Here is an 18820-nt window from a genome sequence, read left to right as displayed (position 1 = left end):
AATGTGACAAAGAAAATTGGATTCATTGGATTAGGTATTATGGGAAAGCCTATGGCACTCAACCTATTAAAAGCCGGTCATACTGTGACTGTTTTCGATCTAAATGAGGAAGCGATTCGAGCGTTACAAGAAGCCGGAGCAAAAGGTGCTGTTTCAGCAGCTGATGCCGCTTCTGAAAGCGATATCATCATCACAATGCTTCCTAAAGGAGAGCATGTAGAGGCAGTTGTTGCAGGTGATCATGGCATTTTAACTACAGCTAAACCTGGCACTGTTGTCGTAGATATGAGCTCAATTTCCCCTGTTACTTCTAGAGCTTTAGCTGCTCTTACAAAACAGCATCAGGTGGAATTTATCGACGCACCTGTCAGCGGCGGAGAACCGAAGGCAATAGACGGAACACTTGCCATCATGGCTGGCGGCGAAGAAGTCATCTTTGAGCAAGTGAAGGATGTCCTGCTTGCGATGGGCACAGAGGTCGTATTAGTTGGCACAAATGGAAGCGGAACAACAGCGAAGCTCGCCAATCAAATCATCGTCAACTTAAATATTGCCGCTATGTCCGAGGCGCTCGTTCTTGCCGCTAAATCGGGCATTGCCATTGACAAAATGTATGAAGCCATTCGCGGCGGGCTGGCAGGAAGTGCCGTTCTCGATGCAAAGGTCCCTCTCATCTTAGAACGAAACTTTGAACCAGGCGGACGTATCGACATCAACTTAAAGGATTTAACCAATGTGATGGAAACTGCTCATGATATCGGCGTTCCTCTCCCGCTTTCTAGCCAGCTGCTTGAAATCTTCCACGCCCTCAAAGCGGACGGAAAATCTGGGCTTGACCATGGCGGCATCGTTCAATATTACGAAAAAATGGCTCATGTCGAAGTGAAGAAAGGATGAGATGGTCATGAAGAAAAGCACTGACATACTGAATGCCATTCCGAAAGCGGATGCAAAGATCATTCAATCAGCATACGAACAAGCACTGAACAGCTTTCATCATAAAGTCATTGTATTAGATGATGATCCAACAGGGATTCAAACCGTACATGGCGTCTCTGTTTTCACCGATTGGTCAGAAGAAAGCATCGAAGCCGGTTTTCTTGAAGACAGCCGCATGTTCTTTATTTTGACCAATTCTCGCAGCATGACAGAGAAGAAAACGACTGCTGTGCACGAAACAATCGCTTCAACAATTGTGAAGGTAGCGGAACGGGTTGATCAGAATTTCATCATTGTCAGCCGAGGAGATTCCACTCTTCGTGGACACTTTCCGCTGGAAACTGAAGTACTCAAAACCACAATTGAACAACAAAGCTCACGCCAATTCGATGGAGAAATCCTTCTTCCTTTTTTCCAAGAAGGTGGACGCTTGACGATCAACAATATTCATTACGTCCAAGAAGGACACGAATTAATTCCTGCTGGTGAAACAGAATTTGCACGAGATCGCACATTCGGCTTTCAGTCATCTCATCTCGGAGAATGGATTGAAGAAAAGTCAGACGGTTCGTTCACAAAAGAGAACACCACCTACATTTCGTTAGATGATCTACGGGCTTTACGAATTGATCAAATAAAAAAACAGCTCATGAGTGTGACCGATTTTAAAAAGGTGGTTGTAAACGCTGTGGACTATGACGATGTCAAAGTGTTTGTCACTGCTCTCATTGAGGCCATTCAAGCAGGAAAGCAACTCATGTTCAGAAGTGCGGCGGCACTTACAAAAGTTCTTGGCGGTATAGGGGATCGTGCCTTATTAACAAGACATGACTTGATACAAGAACAAAGCCCGCACGGTGGTCTCATTATGATTGGTTCTCATGTGAAGAAGACAACAGATCAATTAAAAGCGCTTCAACAGAATAAAGAGGTAGCTTTTATTGAGTTTAATACACATCTCGTGCTGGAGCCTGAACTATTTCATCAAGAAATTGACCGCGTGATTCAGCAAACCGAGGCATTATTAGCATCTGGTCAATCTGTGGCGGTTTATACAAGAAGAGAACGGCTTGATCTTGGGGATGATCGTCAGGAGGAAGAATTAAAGCTCTCTGTAAAAATTAGTGATGCTGTGACAAGCATTGTCCAGCGTCTCACAATTCGCCCTAAGTATCTCATTGCCAAAGGTGGCATTACCTCCAGCGATATTGGAACTAGAGGACTTCACGTGAAACGCGCAACTGTGGCAGGGCAGATCAGACCAGGCATTCCCGTTTGGCAAACAGGCGAAGATAGTAAATTCCCTTTCATGTCTTATGTGATTTTCCCGGGAAATGTTGGTTCAAGGGATACGTTAAAAGAAGCTGTAGACATACTAGAAGGATAAGCATAGGGGGTGTTTTCGCGCCCCCTTATGCACCACAAAGGAGGAAAGATCATGTCGTTAGTGTTTATCGGACTTGGCGTTTTATTATTGCTTTTACTCATGGTTGTCTTTAAGTTAAACGCTTTCATATCTTTGATTATTGTTTCTTTAATTGTTGCTGTTTTAGAAGGAATGTCACCACTTGAAGCGATTGCTTCCGTCGAAAAAGGACTCGGCAGTACGCTCGGTCACCTCGCACTCGTTCTCGGTTTTGGGGCGATGCTTGGTAAATTGATGGCTGATTCTGGCGGAGCTCAGCGTATTGCGATGACACTCATTGACCGATTCGGTATTGGAAAAATTCAATGGGCAACGATGCTGACGGGATTTGTGATCGGAATTGCTCTATTTTATGAAACCGGATTCATTATCTTAATTCCACTAGTCTTTACGATCGCACAAGCTGCAAGACTACCTGTGCTTTATGTGGGTATGCCGCTCGTCGCTGCACTCATCACCACACATGGCTTCCTCCCTCCTCACCCAGGGCCGACTGCCATTGCAAATGTCTTTCAAGCAAACATGGGACAAACCTTATTAGTTGGGATTATTTTAGCGATTCCTGCTGTTTTAGTAGGTGGACTTCTCTTTACGAAACTATTTAAAAAAGATCAGTTGCACGCACATATTCCAAAGAACTTATTTAATCCAAAGGAATTTACAGAAGAAGAAATGCCAAGCTTCGGCATTAGCATTTTCACCGCTGTTTTGCCTGTATTGCTCATGACATTCAGAGCAGTTTTAGAAATTTTCTTCCCGTCCTCCCCATTACTGCCAACCGCTGAGTTTTTAGGTGAACCGGCGATTGCACTGTTAATCTCCGTGCTTCTTGCTATCTACACGTTTGGACTTGGCAGAGGCAAGAGCATGCAGGAAGTGATGAAGTCGATCACAGATTCTATCGGTTCTATTGCCATGATTTTATTAATTATTGCAGGTGGCGGCGCCTTTAAACAGGTGCTCATTGATAGCGGGGTTGATCAATACATTGCAGGAATCATGCAAGGAAGCACGCTTTCTCCACTGCTTCTCACTTGGTTGATTGCTGCGGTCCTTCGTATATCTTTAGGATCAGCCACCGTCGCCGGTCTCACAGCGGCTGGCATTTCTGCTCCTTTGATTGGATTGACAGGTGTGAGCCCAGAATTAATGGTGATCGCAACAGGTGCTGGCAGTATTACGTTCTCTCACGTGAATGATGCGGGTTTCTGGATTTACAAAGAATACTTTAACCTGTCCATGGCCCAAACCTTTAAAACGTGGACATTGATGGTGACCGTTCTTTCACTTGTCGGACTAGCGGGTGTTCTCGTCGCTGATTTGTTCATGTAGAAAATTAACTGTAAAAACCATTGACTTTCTCTCGGAAAAGTTGAATAATTATGTTTATTAAGAAAATTGAATTAAAGGTAACCTTATTAAGAGTGGTGGAGGGACTGGCCCTGTGAAACCCGGCAACCGCTGTTCCTCGGAACAGAATGGTGCTAATTCCTTAAGCAAGCAGATGCTTGTTTGAAGATAAGGCAGAGTTCTCTCAGTATATGATGCTCTTCCTTATCCAAGGAAGAGCTTTTTTATTTGATTTTTAACCTGTAGAAAGAAGGGATTCAGCATGACACAAGTACAAACCATTGGAAAGAAAACAACGAAACCGCCATTTCGCGCAGATCAAGTAGGCAGTTTACTTCGTTCAGAACGTATCAAGGAAGCACGCAAGCAAAAAGCAGACGGCACACTGACAGCAGAGCAGCTCCGACAAATTGAAAATGAAGAAATCACTCGTATTGTTGAGAAGCAAAAGGAAATTGGATTAGAGGTTGTCACAGATGGCGAATTCAGACGTGCTTGGTGGCATTTTGACTTTCTTGAGGGGCTCGATGGGGTCGAAGGATTTGAAGCAGATCAAGGTATTCAATTCCACAATACGACGACAAAAGCACGGGGCATCAAGGTAACGGGCAAGATTGATTTTACAGATCATCCAATGCTGGAGGATTATCGATTCCTTCACAGCATCGCTGGGGATCATACGGCTAAAATGACGATTCCAAGTCCGAATATGCTCTTTTTCCGTGGAAAGCTTGAAGAAGGAGTATACGACAGCCTAGAGGCATTCCACCATGATGTGGCACAGGCGTATAAGAAAGCCATCCGTGCTTTTTATGATGCAGGCTGCCGCTACTTGCAGCTGGATGATACAGCATGGGCCGTGTTCTTTTCTGAAAAAGGGCATGAACAAATCAAAGCCTTTGGCCGAGAAGAAGATGAACTGCGTGAGTCATTTGCGAAAACAATCAATGAAGCAGTTGCCGATCGTCCAGAGGATTTGGTGATCACTATGCACATTTGCCGTGGTAACTTTAAATCGACGTGGGCAGCTGAAGGCGGTTATGAAGCAGCGGCAGAAACGATTTTTGCCGGCTTAGATCTGGATGGTCTCTTTTTAGAATTCGACGACGATCGTTCTGGCGGCTTTGAACCCCTTCGCTATGTGAAGAACCCAAATCTCCAAATCGTACTAGGCCTTGTCACTTCAAAGTATGGTGAGCTTGAGCCGGCTGAACAGATTAAAAAACGAATCGAGGAAGCTGCTCAATACGTCGACATTAACCAGATTTGCTTGAGTCCGCAATGCGGGTTCGCCTCAACGGAGGAAGGCAATCTGTTAACAGAAGAGCAGCAATGGGAAAAGCTTCGTCATGTGATTGAGATTGCAGATCAAGTGTGGACTTCATAGTCCCCTTGACGAAAAAAAGACAAACCGCAGTATGAACGGTTTGTCTTTTTTCTTTTATGCATCTAAATGATCACCATTTGTCGCAATCACTTGTTTATACCAATCGAAGCTTTTCTTTTTCTTTCTATCTAATGTTCCTTTTCCTTCGTTATCACGGTCAACATAAATGAAGCCGTATCGTTTTTTCATTTCAGCTGTTGATGCGCTGACAAGGTCAATTGGGCCCCAGCTTGTATAACCCATCAAGTCTACTCCGTCTGCAATGGCTTCTCTCGCCTCTAGCAAATGGCTTCTGAGGTAATCAATTCGGTAATCGTCTTGAATGGAACCGTCTTCTTCTACTTGATCGACAGCTCCCAGTCCATTTTCTACGATAAACAATGGTTTTTGGTAGCGATCATATAGCTGGTTTAGTGTTGTACGAAGTCCTTTTGGATCAATTTGCCAGCCCCAATCACTTGCTTCTAGATAAGGGTTTTTCACGCCTTCGAATAGGTTACCACCAGTCACTTGTCCAAGAACCTCTGGATCTGTACTTGTCACAAAGCTCATATAATAGCTGAAGCCAATATAGTCCACTGTATGGTTTCTTAGGATGTCTTCATCACCATCTTGGATCTCAATATGAATTCCATTTTCGCGGAAGTATCGTTTCATGTAACCTGGGTAGTAGCCTCTTGCCTGTACATCTGAGAAGAACAATGTTTTACGGTCCTGATCCATTGCAGCAAACATATCTTCTGATCTTGAGCTGTACGGATAAGTTGTCATCGCTGCAATCATACAGCCGATTTTCGCATCAGGAATGATTTCGTGTCCTGCTTTGACAGCTAAAGCACTTGCAACAAATTGGTGATGCGCTGCTTGATATTGAATGCTTTTCTCGTCTTCACCCTCTTCAAATACAAGTCCGCCGCCAGTGAAAGGCGCATGTAACACAACGTTGATTTCATTAAAGGTCATCCAATATTTCACTTTGTCTTTATAGCGAGTAAACAACGTTTTCGCATATGTTTCATACAGATCGACAAGCTTACGGTTTTTCCAACCGCCGTAGTTTTTCACAAGTGCAAGCGGCATTTCATAATGAGAAATCGTGACAACTGGTTCAATTCCATGCTTATGCAGTTCATCAAATACTCTGTCATAAAAAGCAAGGCCTGCTTCATTTGGTTCAGCATCATCGCCATTTGGGAAAATACGCGGCCAAGAAATGGATAGTCTGAAGCATTTGAATCCCATTTCTGCAAAGAGTGCAATATCTTCTTTATAGCGATGATAGAAGTCAATCGCATCATGATATAAGTTCAAGTCTTTCATTGATTCATCGAATGGATGCATAATACCGTGCGGTGATACATCAGCTGTCGATAAGCCTTTTCCATCTTTATTATAAGCACCTTCAATTTGGTTGCCCGCAACAGCGCCGCCCCATAAGAAACCTTTAGGAAATGTTTTTTCTAACTTGTTCATGTTGAATGCCCCCCTCATTTTCTTCTACACTGACTGTGAGCAGTGTCTCTTGTACTGAAATCGTGCCTTCTGTTTTCGCATCAACTTGTGCAAAATCGTTTGTGTTGGTCACAATAATTGGTGTGGTGACATCATAGCCTTCTTGCTGAATGCCCTCGATATCAAATTCAACGAGCACATCTCCTGCTTGAACAAGATCACCTGACTCTACATGACTTGTGAAATGTTTTCCGCCGAGCTTCACCGTATCAATTCCAACATGAATGAGAAGCTCAGTGCCATGGTCACTCTTTAAGCCAATGGCATGCTTCGTTTGAAAAATGGTTTCAACCTTGCCGTTGAATGGTGCTACTACACGTCCAACTGCTGGGACAATAGCTGTACCTTTACCCATGATTTCATTAGAGAATGTTGCATCATTTACTTGATTTAGCGGCTTTAGTTGACCTTCAAGTGGGCTTTGTACCACTTCATTTTGAAGTGCTGCTGTGTCTTTCTTTTCTTCTGGTTTGTCTGCTTTTGTATCATCTTTCACTGGTACATCTTTGAATCCTAGGACAAGTGTCATGATCGTTGCTGCGACAAAGGCGATTACTAAGCCGATGATAGAGTAGACAAATGTTGGGCCAATGAATGTTGGGAGACCTGGGAGACCTGCTGATCCAGATATCACATATGATTTTACTTTAAAGATCGACATGAACACGCCGCCTGCTGCTGCACCAATGAGGGCTGCAAGGAACGGTTTTTTCAATCGCATGTTCACACCATACATAGCAGGTTCAGTAATACCCATTAATGCAGTGATACTTGTAGACATCGCCAATGATTTGAATGTTTTGTTTTTTGATCTTAAGAAGACACCGAATGCTGCGCCTGCTTGTGCCATATTCGCTACAAACATCATTGGAAGAATGAAGTCAAAACCGTTTAACGTAATGTTGTTGATCATGATTGGAAGTAGTGCATAGTGCATGCCCGTAATGATCAATGGTGACATGAAGCCGCCGATCAAGAGTCCGGCCAAAATACCTGCATGTTTGAACAATAAATCAATTCCACCTGAAAGGCCATTTCCGATAATCCCACCAAGCGGTCCTACTGCGATAAGCATAATTGGTACTACGACAAGAAGTGTAACCGTTGGAACAAGGATGATCTTCAATGATTTTGGGCTATATTTTTCCGCGAATCTTTCAACATATGAGCCGAGCCAGATGGTGAGTAGAATCGGAATGACCGATGAAGAGTACACAACGGCAACCACTGGTAGCCCTAGAAATTCTGTATTTCCTGCGCCTAGTAAAGCCGTTAACTGCGGGTGCAGTGCGGCGGCTGCAATGGCAGCGGCGATATACTGATTTGTGCCAATTTTTTTGGCGACGCTTACAGCAAGCAGAATCGGTAAGAAGTAAAAGGCTCCGTCGCCGATAGCTGTTAAAATTGCATATGTGCTGCTTTTATCCGATATCCACTGGAACGTAAGCATGAGTGCCAAGATCCCTTTGATCATACCGGCACCAGCAATGGCTGGAAGAATCGGTGTGAAGACACCAGAGATAAAATCGAAAAGCTTAGATATCACATTTTGTTTTGATGCTTCTTCTGTACCGCCTGATTTTACATCTGTTGACAGGCCTGAGTCAGCAATCATCGCTTGATAGACATTTGAAACATCATTGCCAATAATGACATGATATTGACCTCCGCTTTGATTCACACCCATGACCCCGTCTGTTGATTGCAGCTTCTCTTTATCCGCTTTGCCTTCATCGTATAAGTTGAAGCGAAGTCTTGTCATACAATGCGTGACTTGCTTGACATTCTTTTCACCGCCGACAAGCTCTAGAACTTCTTTTGCTGTTTGTTTGTGGTTCATTGTATTACCCTCCAATCGTTGATTACATCTTGATATAGAAAAAACCTAAACATCCATTAATGTCCGAAAAATAGCGATTCAGACATTAATCGATATTTAGGTTTTGCCTGCTTAACCAGTAACAATCCTTCATAGCGATTGATCGTTATTTAATTTTATAACTCTTTGGATACAAAAAAACCTAAATCACGCCTTATCAAAGATAGGGACAATGATTTAGGTTTTGCCTGCTTGACCAGTAACAATCCTAAAAGATTGTGGGTTATGTTGTTTATAGTTATAAAGTATCATGTTAATTTTATGATGTCAACGCTTTCTTTTTAAATTTATTTTCTTTTTATCACTCTGTCGATATGCAAAGTTAAGTATAACATCTCATCTTCTATGAGACTTCGGTTGTATTCTTTTTGAACATAATCATTAATTTTTTCGGCGCATTGGAAAGCTGCTGTGTTTTTTTCTTTTACCACTTCATACAGAAATTCATTTTGATTTTCCATTTGTGTTTCGTTAAACAGACGCTGCCCAAAAAACTTTAAATGCGTGACAAAACGGAAATAATTTAATGATTCCTCGTCTAAATCAATTTGAAAGTGATACTTGACGATATTTAAAATATCTTGAATGAGTTTGGTAATTTGAATCACGTTCGGCATTTCTTCATTTAGCTCTGCATTGACAATGTGCATCGCAATAAAACCGGCTTCATCCTCAGGAAGATGAATGTTGAGCTTGTCCTGAATAATCCGAATCGCTTCTACACCACACATAAACTCATCTTTATACAACCGCTTAATTTCCCAGAGCAAGGCATTTTTGATGTCCATTCCTTTTTGATGACGTTCAATAGCAAAGGTGATATGATCTGTCAGTGTCACATAGATGCTGTCATTCAAATTTTTATTAAGGGTTGTTCTCGCATGATCAATAATCGCCTCACACACTTGCATATACTCGATTGGAATATCATAAAGCAGGGTTTTGAATTTTTCTGATATATCTTTATTTTGAATGGAAAATACTTTTTCAATACGTTCTTCGTCAATCGGGTCTCCACTTTTCTTTTGAAAAGCGATCCCTCTGCCCATAATGACCAGTTCATGCTGCTCGTCATCATACGCACTGACCACATTATTATTGATTACTTTCGAAATGATCAATTAATACCCCCCAGTACATTCCGCTTTTTCGAGCATTTATTGTTGATTGATATGTCATTTTATTATTATTATCAAAAAAGAGGACTTTAAGATGATTTTACATTTTTTTTTGATACGGTCAACTAGAAAGAATGACATATTACCTCTCAAACATGACGAAATAGGGGCAAAAAGTCTAAAAACATACACAAAAACACTCTATAAAGAGAGTATAAAGAGTGTTTTTTACAAAATCAGGAGCAATCCCAATTATAGACGACATTCTCGAAATTTTTTCGTTTGAGGTCTTCTGGTTTGATAAAAAAGTTGGCGATTCCGCAGTCTCCCCACAACATATCCACTTCATCATCTGAGTCGATTTGTAATAGTAGAACGGTATGCTCTTGGTCTTCATAAGTACGCGGATCCTCTTGTGTAAAGCCTGGATATCCACCCAATTTGTGACCAAAACCACTCTCTGTCTCATAAAATTCATCTAGCAAGGCATCCGCTTCATCTCCATCAATACCTTCTACACCTTCGAATAGGTCCCAGCTTCGCTTACCTGTGATTTTCTCAAAACGGAAATCTTCTACACTAATCGTTTCACTTGATCGTTCACCTGTAATCGCGCCTTCTTTCATAACAGGAAAATAAAAATCATCTGGAATTTTTACAAAAGAAAAATCAGTTAATAACTCTTCTTCTGCTAAAAAAGGTTTTTCAATAAATTTGATCCGAAAATCTTTTTGCTCTGTTTTATGGTCAATATTCATCCCATAAAGATCATCATGCACAGAAATAAAAATTTGCAGAAGTCCTGTTTCTGGATAATCCTTCAGCTTCGGTAGCTGGCCAAAATTCATTTGTGCCAAAAGCTTCATAGGGTGTCCTGCGCCATCAACTGGATATTCGTCGTTTTTAGGGAAGTAAGGATCACCTGCTATTTTGCTGTCGTATGGCCCTGTTTTTCCTTGTTTCATATTTAGTTGAATCATTGGTTGTTCAGTTTGATCTAACATTTTACGGTAAGGTGCTATGATTTCTTGCAGCTTCGCTGATTGTGTCACGATGGTCTTCCTCCTTATGAATAGGTCTACTGACCAGGGTAGTATCTCTTTTTCTATCATACAGAAGTGTACACTGCCTGTCAGTGATCAATCGGTCAATATCCTAACAACTTCCCCACCTTAAAACGAAAAAAACCTCCGATTGATCTGGAGGTTTTGGTCGATCTGTTTTTTATTTCACTTGATAATTCACTAAGTCTTCTGCGAGTGATTTCATCGTTTCATTTGTTTCATGAAGACCTTCAATAACTTTTGTGAACGTGCTTACAAGCTCAGCTTGATGCTCAGAAGAAGCGACAATTTGTGCTATTTCTTCTTCCATTCCTTTAATCGATCCCTGCACATCTTTTAGCGCTGTTTCAATATCAGTCGTTGCTTGTTTTGCATGAGTTGACAGCTTTCTCACTTCCGTTGCGACCACTCCGAATCCTGCTCCTGCTTCACCTACTCTTGCAGCCTCAATTGATGCGTTGAGTCCAAGTAAGTTCGTTTGATCAGAGATACCTTTGATAAGATTGGACACTTGATTGATTTTAGAGGAATTTTCTACAGTGGTTTTCGTGTTTTGTAGAATTTGTTCACTTGTCGCTTGTAGTTCCTCTGAATGTGCAGCAACTTGCTGTACCATTGCGACTAGTTTTTCGGAAGCTTCGTTGCTCTCCGTCATGATGTCATCTAATCGTTGTTGATTGGTCTGATCATAGGCCACGCAGAAAGCAGCGACTACCTGACCCGTCTCATCTTTAATTGGAACGGCTACAATATCCATTGGAATTCCGTATACTTCTTTCGGAATTTGGATAAACGATGGCTCTCTCCCATTTTTCAACATCGAAAAGTTTTGAAACCCATCAGCCACTGAATCACCAGCTTTAAATCCTAAGTCAATGTTCCCATGTTGCTGATAATAAAGAACCTTCTCTTTCCCTAAAACAGAAAAGGTTAGTTGCTCTCTCATAGCTAGTCCAATGATTGGTAAAGCGTCTATTATGTTATCAATTCTCTGTGACATTCGCTCACGTTCATCCTCTCTTTTTCTCAGTACATCCTCTTTATCGGTTCGTTATAAGGTCTATTACAGCCTGTAATGTGCACTAATATCAATCAAAGGACCTAAGACATATAAAAAGCCCACATTCTATCAAGAGAATGTGGGGGGTTTTTAAGAAAAGGACATGCATATCAAGACACTGATAACGATGAGCAAAAGATACATATAGTCGATCCATGAAGTACTGATGACATGATAATACGTCCGCTCTCTCTCACCCGTGAAGCCTCTTGCTTCCATCGCAATGGCCAACCGTTCTGATTTTCGTACGCCCTGTGTAAAAAGAGGAAGTGCATAACGCATAAAGGCTTTCCAGCTGTTTTTTTGCTTATAGCCTCTAATTTTATGTGCCGCCTTCATTTGCTTTAATTCACTTTGAAATAACGGAATAAACCGGAAGCCAGCAAGCATCCCATACGCCCATTTTGGCGACATTTTGCACTGATGAATGAGACTCATCATAAATGCTGTCAAATCTGTTGTGGACGTAAACAGGAGACCGAACGTCACAAAGCCAAGCATTCTGAGAGCGATGGTGAGTCCATTTCTTAAACTCTCCTCTGTCATATGGAACCATGCCCATTTCCAAACAGTATGATCCCCCTTGCCAAAGGCCGCCATCATCCAAAACACGAGAATAAAAAAGAGCAGATAAGGGACAAGTCTTGTGAAAAGATACTTCAAATTCCATCCGCCTAAAACAAGTCCAATACCAAGTGCAAACAGCCAGATGATGAAGGTTGTTTTAGGATCAGATATCGCCATGAGACAACACATCGCAAGTAGATGAGTGAGTAATTTGATGACTGGATTCACAGTGGAAAGAAAGGAATGATTACTTTGCAATCGTCAGCACGTCCTTTCTTTCAGCCACATAGCGATAATGCAACGGGGCTCTCAGCTGATAAACATCGACAAGTTCCTGATTTGAAAACAAATCATAAGGCGTGCCATCATACACATGCTTTCCTTGATGAAAAAGAATGACTTGATCGGCACACTCATCGACAAGGTCCATATCATGTGTGACCATCAAAATTGTGGTGCCTTGGCGTTGACGCTCTTTCAAGCGCCTGATTAATTCCTTCGCTGTTCTTTCATCCTGCCCGAAAGTCGGCTCGTCTAACAATAGGACATCCTGATCAAAAAGGAGCATTGTAGCCACACTCAATCTTCTTTTTTGACCTAGGCTTAAAGTGAAAGGATGAGCTTTTGCATGCTTTTCTAAACCGAACTCTTTCAATAGCTGAACTGTTTTTTCTTGCACAACGGATTCTTGCCAATTACGCTGCCTTCCACCAAATGCAATTTCATCGAACACTGTATCTTGTATGAATTGAAGCTCCGGATTTTGAAACACAAAGCCTGCCTTTTCATATAGTTCTCGGTCTGACCACTTTTTAAGGAGTGTCTCTTTTAAAAAAATGTGGCCTTTTTTCGTTGGCTCTAAACGAACCAAATGTTTAAGACATGTGCTTTTCCCGCTTCCATTTTCCCCAATGATCGCCACCCAATCCCCTGCTTTGATATCAAGCTGAAGATCACTCATAATCCTCTTTTTCCCGTAGCTTAATTGAAGATCTTCTGAACGAATGATGGTCTTCCGCTTAGTCGAAGGCACTTTTTCATTCTGCTTCTTTCTTGCTTCAAAGGTTTGCATAAGCTTGTGACTCATTGGATGAAATGGATCTTGAAGGATCGTAGACCATTTCTCGGGAAATAATTTCGGCCTCCAAATTCCTGCCTCTTTCATTTCTTTTTCATATGTCGTCAATACATCTTTTGGAGACCCATCTGCTAAGATGCTGCCTTGATCGTCTAATAAAATCACCCGGTCCATCCATTCAATGACACCATCTAGCACATGCTCTACAAAAATCATGGTTTGTCGCTGATCAGCTGCAAGCTGCTGTAGAAGCTGAAATATCTCCATTCTTCCTGCTGGATCAAGCTGTGCGGTCGGTTCATCAAAGAACAGCACATCTGGCTCTAACGCTAGTAAACAAGCAAGCGCCAATCGCTGCTTCATGCCGCCAGATAATGTGTGGATGTCTGTATTCGGATCGACATCAAGTTGAACTTTTTGCATGAGCTGCTGAATGATGCGATCCATCTCGTCACGAGGGACAGAACGGTTCTCTAAGCTAAAGGCAATTTCTTCATTGACGCGATGCATACAAAACTGGGAATCAGGGTCCTGAAACATGACGCCTGTATGTCTTTGCAATATCACTTCGCCCTGCATGTCCGCTTCTAAATGTTCTGGAATGATGCCAGCCAGAACGGAGATGAGCGTGGATTTACCGCTGCCGCTTGGCCCTAAAATAAGCACCTTTTCTCCTTTTTGAATGGAAAGAGAGATTTGATGCAACACGGGCTGAGGCTGTTCATAAAAACGGACAGTGAGATTATTGCACGCGAGAAATGAATCCATGCTGTTCACCTTTGTTTCGTTTTTCTTTCATGATGGCATATTGATTCAATACACCGGTTTTAGATAATGCGTCCACCACTACTTTTGCTAAACATCCGCCCAGTATCATTCCGCTGATGATTTGAGTCATCAGTGTGATGAGTAAAACTTGAGGCGTGTAATAACCAAAGCCATTCGCAACGAGGCTGTAAGCCATTGCTCCAACAGCTGCAAAGGCACCTGACAGCATCAGTGTCCACATGCGATATCGTTTATAACCAAAAAGAGCAAAAGCAATTTCTGCCCCAAGCCCTTGGCATACACCTATCAGCAGGGCTGCAAGACCGAAGTGGCTGCCTGTTAGTAATTCCACTGCGGCAGCGGCTGTTTCTGCAATCAGGGCAGCTCCCGGCTTTTGGATGATATACGCGACGATTGGACTGGCAATCACCCAAATGCCAAACATGATGTTGCCTCCTGCTGGGCCAACAAGTGCTGTAATGGGTAAGTAAAGTGTGGACCACCCTAAATAGATGACACCACATGCAACGGATAAAATGACAGCAAGGACAACTTCTTTCATCTTCCATGTCATGATGAATGCACCTCCAATGGAACTGGCCAATCTTCCACCGTAAACGCCATATCCCAAAACTTGTACTCAAGCTGACAGCTTAAGATAAAGTGCTGTTTCATTTTTTCCTTTTCTTTCTCACTTGCTGCTTCCGCCAGCTGATCGAGCCGCTTGCAAAGCTCTACTGTAATAGAGTCGGTTAACCCTCCATAAAATGTGATCCACTCATAAAAAGGATGTGATGGGTCAGGCTGCACATCTGCGAGCATTCGTTTCCCGATTTCCCAATATGTCCAAGGGCATGGAAGCAGGACAGCGATGATTTCTCCAAGCGTGCCTTCCTTGGCAACTTGCAGCATATGATGAATATAGTGATGAGCACTCGGAGCAAGCGGGGCACCTTGGAGCTCATCATATGATACACCTGCCACTCGGCAAAGATTTTGATGAGGGTGTGTCTCACTATCTAGTACAAACGCAATCTGCTGATGGAAAAAGGCAATATCTCCTTTGTCTGTACATCTGCTAAGAGCCGCTGCATAAATTTTAATAAAAGCATGTAAATATTCTGCATCTTGTTTGACGTAATGAATGATCTGTTCCTTTTCCAGCTTTCCTGCTGCCAGCCCTCTGACAAACGGATGCTGATAAATGGCTTCAAATAATGGTTCTGTTTCTTCTCTTAATTGCGCTGAAAACGTCATAAAAAAAGCCTCCTCTTCTTCAGTTGAATAAATGAAAAAGCCACCCCAAATGGAGCGGCCTTCTTATCGATTCAATCATGAATAAGACGAGGTCCAGCTCCACTTCCCTCCGCTAGTACAAACTAGATCAGGTTCAAAGGGTCCAAGATTTTCTCTTGTCTCAGTCATACATGACTCCCCTAGTGGACTTTTGTCATTTAATTATCTTTACTCTACACATGTAGAGATTTGCTGTCAACCGCCTTTCTTAATTCAACGTTCTGATCGTAGGCAGCTTTTCGATCCCTGCAGCATAGTAAAAATTAAGGACACTGAAGAAATCAATTGGTTTTCCCGTTTTCAAATCAACAGCTAAAATATGATCGCCGTAATTTGTCATATCATCAATATCTAAACGCCTTGGCGTTGTCTTTCCAAGTGTATCAACAAAGCTACTATGGTAGTATTGCCCGCTAGCAAACGATGATTCATGATACATAAATAACGTCTCCACATCTAAGTAGACGAGAATAGCCTCAGATGAACTCGCATAAGGAGCAGAGTACGATACTGGTGCAGAAATACTTTTCACTTTCACACTTTCAACAGAATGGGTTCTCTGATCATATTTTCCGTCATATGAAAAATAAAATACACGCTCCCATTTATAATCGGCGGTCTTAGATTGTTTGTTATACACTTTTGTACCATTAGCGAAAACATCCCCATTCGCATACTCAGCTACAAAGTATTGCAGGGTGGAAGAGAGGGAAACAGCTCCTGTGAAATTGGGTGGGTTTTTTGCGTTCACTTGTAACGTGTAAGAGTCTCCGAAATTTCCACCGCTTGTGATACCGAATGCGTAGTCACCTGCTGGTAAATTGGTCAAACCAAGGAGACTGCCTGCTGGCTGAATCAAGTCCGTCGGATAAGCTTGTCCAGTTTCATAATCAACAACAAATAATTGTAAGAAATAATCGGGATTTGAAGAGGTAATTCGGCTGATGAGTGCCTGAGGTGAAGTCGTACTTAACAACCATAAATCGACTGGGTCGTCCTCTGATAAGACAACCGATTGGTTGATGGCTAGTCCATCAATGGAGCGAACGGAAGATGTACGCATCTTACCATCTTTAGCGGCTTTTCGTTTGATACTGATTCCATTTTTCTTATCTACTTTAAAAGATTTTTTTAGCTGCTTCTTTTGGATAGCGGTTCCTTCATCCTGTTTCAAAATCGAGTCTTGCACTTGCTGAATGGCTTTTTCCGTCAGTGGTGACAATTTCCCATCTAATTTCGGTGATTCTTCTGCTTTTAATACTGGTGAAAATAAACCTGTTGTGACGAGTAGAATGGATAATAAAGTTGCAGTGATTTTTCCATAAAATGCTCTCACAGGAACATCCCCTTTTTCCTCAATTGGGTTTTTTACCCTGTGAATATTTTACCATATTTCATTCGTTTTTTTGGTCTTTTTTAGGAAATCTTTATGACAAAAAACCAGCCGTATTTGCTACGACTGGTTTTTTGATCACTTTATGAAATGGTTTTAACAAACAGGCGTGCTGTTTCTGCACTAGAACCTGGGTTTTGTCCAGTAATGATTTGTCCGTCAACTACAGCGTATGGTGCAAAGGCATCTCCTTTTTCAAACGCTGCCCCTTGCTCACGAAGTTTTGTTTCCAATAAAAATGGAACTTTTGATGTCAGCTGAACAGCTTCCTCTTCTTCGTTTGTGAAGCCTGTGATTTTTTTACCTTCGATAAATGATTTGCCATCTTGATCCTTCACATCAATGAATGCTGAAACGCCGTGACAAACAGCTCCGACTGCACCATTTTTGTTTGAAATAGCTAAGATTGCATCGGCTACCAGTTGATTAGACGCAAAATCGATCATTGGGCCGTGTCCTCCCGCAAAGAAGATGCCATCATAATCAGCTGGGTTCACATCTGTAAGCGCCTTTGTGTCTTGAAGTAATTCATATACATCTTCATATTGCGCTGGAACACCTTCTGGAATTGAATTTTTATCAATAGGGACAGTTCCACCTTGAATAGAGACAATTTGAACGTCTAGTTCATTTTCTTTAAAAATATGAAATGGCTCTGCCAACTCTTCTAGCCATAAGCCTGTTGGATGTCCGTTCATTTCTGAACTGCTTGTCGATACTAATAACACTTTCTTACTCATCTTGATCATCCTTTCGATTTATCATGTTTTCATTTTACATTTTGCACAATTAAATATCAAGCAATCGAACTTCGGTGCAACTCTTTATGGTATACCCGATTTTCTGAAAAATATGGCATGTCATTAATCTAATCAATATGTCACATTCTATTGGTAGGGAATTTCATGTAAAATTGTCATTGAGTGATATCATATGAGGTAAGATGGATAGACCTCACGGATGTGAGGGGACTTTTAAAGGAGTGGAAAAGAGATGAAAACCTATTCGATTGTGATGATCATCATCACGCTCTGTATCATATTGGCCGTCTTTTTGATGAACTTAACAGGGGTCATGTATGGAAAAATTATTTTGGCTGTTGCCGTTGCGCTATGTCTGACATCCATTATTCGTCTAATGGGTCTTCGAAAAAGATAAAAGCCGCCCTTTACTCGGGCGACTTTATTTATGGTTAAATTGCCAGGATAAGCGCAATTAATGCAAGAAGCGCTGGTACTCCTTGCTTGACGATGATTGATTTATTAGAGGTCACACCGCCAAATACAGCAGCGATGATCACACAAATAATGAAAAATAGCTGAATCATATATCCAACAGTATTCGATCCAAGAATGAGCCCCCAAATCAGTCCTGCTGCTAAAAACCCGTTATAAAGCCCCTGATTGGCAAACATCACTTTTACATTTGGATCCTTTTGCAAGTGTTCTGGCAGCTTAAAGGATCTCTTTGCCATCTTTGATTCCATAAAAAACATTTCTAATAACATAATGACAAGGTGTTCTAATGCGACAATTCCTACTAGTATTATTGCCAAAATATTCAATTTAGTTAATTCCTTTCTGATAGACGATCACGAATCTCTATTTTATCCGTGTATAAATCAAAGTCTTGTATTAATTCAAGCGCTTCAGTAAAGCGGCTTTGTGGAATGTCTTTCATTTTCCTCACACCAAACTCCTTTTTAATAAAAGCCATGATGGTATTGATATGAAGCTTACCGTGACCATCATACTCCAAATGGCTGCAAAAAGTCTGCATCGTCCCTCTAATCACCTTTAATTGCTTAGCAGTGACACAACTCATTGGTAACGCTCATCCTTTCCTTTGTTTTAACAGCTAAAAAGAACCAAGTATGAAAGAAAAACCTTCCAGTCTCTATTATATAATGATTTCATTCGGATATCAAAATAAAAAAGAACAGACATTCGACCAAAAAGCCGCCCTTTTCATCAAAAACAGTTT

General features: G+C 41.6%; 18 protein-coding genes and 2 riboswitches. Of the genes, 5 read left to right on the top strand and 13 right to left on the bottom strand.

Annotation, left to right across the window (positions count from 1 at the left end):
• Window positions 1–3: 3 nt before the first annotated feature.
• The 4 genes from garR (at window position 4) to MHH40_RS11345 (ending at window position 5102) form a co-directional block, all read left to right on the top strand.
• Window positions 4–897, top strand: coding sequence for a 2-hydroxy-3-oxopropionate reductase (garR, locus tag MHH40_RS11360; RefSeq protein ID WP_340901088.1), 894 nt, complete (start codon window positions 4–6; stop codon window positions 895–897).
• A 7-nt stretch (window positions 898–904) separates the two neighbouring features.
• Window positions 905–2326: a four-carbon acid sugar kinase family protein gene (locus tag MHH40_RS11355; RefSeq protein WP_340901087.1), complete on the top strand. Its 1422-nt coding sequence runs from the start codon at window positions 905–907 to the stop codon at window positions 2324–2326.
• Between the two features lie 51 nt (window positions 2327–2377).
• The gene (locus MHH40_RS11350) at window positions 2378–3697 is read left to right on the top strand and encodes a gluconate:H+ symporter (RefSeq protein WP_340901085.1); all 1320 of its coding nucleotides are present in this window, start codon (window positions 2378–2380) and stop codon (window positions 3695–3697) included.
• An 80-nt stretch (window positions 3698–3777) separates the two neighbouring features.
• Window positions 3778–3890: riboswitch (SAM riboswitch) on the top strand.
• A gap of 87 nt (window positions 3891–3977) precedes the next feature.
• A complete protein-coding gene (locus MHH40_RS11345) occupies window positions 3978–5102 on the top strand; it encodes a 5-methyltetrahydropteroyltriglutamate--homocysteine S-methyltransferase (RefSeq protein ID WP_050944566.1) in 1125 nt (374 codons plus the stop codon).
• A 54-nt stretch (window positions 5103–5156) separates the two neighbouring features.
• Here MHH40_RS11345 and MHH40_RS11340 read toward each other — a convergent pair whose 3' ends face one another.
• The 11 genes from MHH40_RS11340 to MHH40_RS11290 all read right to left on the bottom strand — a co-directional run bounded on the left by MHH40_RS11340 (window position 5157) and on the right by MHH40_RS11290 (window position 17577).
• A complete protein-coding gene (locus MHH40_RS11340) occupies window positions 5157–6575 on the bottom strand; it encodes a glycoside hydrolase family 1 protein (RefSeq protein WP_050944567.1) in 1419 nt (472 codons plus the stop codon).
• A complete protein-coding gene (locus MHH40_RS11335; protein WP_050944568.1) occupies window positions 6547–8454 on the bottom strand; it encodes a beta-glucoside-specific PTS transporter subunit IIABC in 1908 nt (635 codons plus the stop codon). Before MHH40_RS11335 ends, MHH40_RS11340 begins: the two co-directional genes overlap by 29 nt.
• A 326-nt stretch (window positions 8455–8780) precedes the next feature.
• Window positions 8781–9614, bottom strand: coding sequence for a BglG family transcription antiterminator LicT (gene licT, locus MHH40_RS11330; RefSeq protein ID WP_044140329.1), 834 nt, complete (start codon window positions 9612–9614; stop codon window positions 8781–8783).
• Between the two features lie 233 nt (window positions 9615–9847).
• Window positions 9848–10663 (bottom strand): YwqG family protein, encoded by an 816-nt coding sequence (locus MHH40_RS11325; RefSeq protein WP_050944569.1) that lies wholly within the window; start codon window positions 10661–10663, stop codon window positions 9848–9850.
• Between the two features lie 172 nt (window positions 10664–10835).
• Window positions 10836–11291, bottom strand: a complete 456-nt coding sequence (locus MHH40_RS18890) for a methyl-accepting chemotaxis protein (RefSeq protein WP_267885144.1) — start codon at window positions 11289–11291, stop codon at window positions 10836–10838.
• A 534-nt stretch (window positions 11292–11825) separates the two neighbouring features.
• Complete coding sequence (locus tag MHH40_RS11315; RefSeq protein ID WP_050944571.1) at window positions 11826–12560, bottom strand: energy-coupling factor transporter transmembrane component T family protein; 735 nt, start codon at window positions 12558–12560, stop codon at window positions 11826–11828.
• Complete coding sequence (locus MHH40_RS11310; protein WP_050944572.1) at window positions 12550–14148, bottom strand: ABC transporter ATP-binding protein; 1599 nt, start codon at window positions 14146–14148, stop codon at window positions 12550–12552. Before MHH40_RS11310 ends, MHH40_RS11315 begins: the two co-directional genes overlap by 11 nt.
• On the bottom strand, window positions 14123–14722 hold the full coding sequence (locus MHH40_RS11305) for an ECF transporter S component (protein WP_050944573.1): 600 nt from the start codon (window positions 14720–14722) through the stop codon (window positions 14123–14125). Before MHH40_RS11305 ends, MHH40_RS11310 begins: the two co-directional genes overlap by 26 nt.
• Window positions 14719–15405: a thiaminase II gene (gene tenA / locus MHH40_RS11300; protein WP_050944574.1), complete on the bottom strand. Its 687-nt coding sequence runs from the start codon at window positions 15403–15405 to the stop codon at window positions 14719–14721. Before tenA ends, MHH40_RS11305 begins: the two co-directional genes overlap by 4 nt.
• Before the next feature lie 87 nt (window positions 15406–15492).
• Window positions 15493–15596, bottom strand: a riboswitch (TPP riboswitch).
• Window positions 15597–15652: 56 nt separating this feature from the next.
• Window positions 15653–16780, bottom strand: a complete 1128-nt coding sequence (locus MHH40_RS11295; RefSeq protein WP_050944575.1) for a hypothetical protein — start codon at window positions 16778–16780, stop codon at window positions 15653–15655.
• Between the two features lie 140 nt (window positions 16781–16920).
• A complete protein-coding gene (locus MHH40_RS11290; protein WP_003215149.1) occupies window positions 16921–17577 on the bottom strand; it encodes a type 1 glutamine amidotransferase domain-containing protein in 657 nt (218 codons plus the stop codon).
• Between the two features lie 253 nt (window positions 17578–17830).
• On the opposite strand from MHH40_RS11290, the gene MHH40_RS11285 reads away from it, so the two are divergent.
• A complete protein-coding gene (locus MHH40_RS11285) occupies window positions 17831–17995 on the top strand; it encodes a hypothetical protein (protein WP_003214630.1) in 165 nt (54 codons plus the stop codon).
• Between the two features lie 34 nt (window positions 17996–18029).
• Here MHH40_RS11285 and MHH40_RS11280 read toward each other — a convergent pair whose 3' ends face one another.
• Together MHH40_RS11280 and MHH40_RS11275 are read right to left on the bottom strand one after the other, a co-directional pair.
• Complete coding sequence (locus tag MHH40_RS11280; RefSeq protein WP_050944576.1) at window positions 18030–18401, bottom strand: DUF1304 domain-containing protein; 372 nt, start codon at window positions 18399–18401, stop codon at window positions 18030–18032.
• A 5-nt stretch (window positions 18402–18406) separates the two neighbouring features.
• Window positions 18407–18661, bottom strand: a complete 255-nt coding sequence (locus MHH40_RS11275; protein WP_012011773.1) for an ORF6C domain-containing protein — start codon at window positions 18659–18661, stop codon at window positions 18407–18409.
• Window positions 18662–18820: the final 159 nt, after the last annotated feature.

It is taken from the genome of Bacillus sp. FSL K6-2431 (genome assembly GCF_038005165.1).
Taxonomy (GTDB): domain Bacteria; phylum Bacillota; class Bacilli; order Bacillales; family Bacillaceae; genus Bacillus; species Bacillus pumilus.
This window is presented reverse-complemented; position numbering and strand designations above follow the sequence as displayed.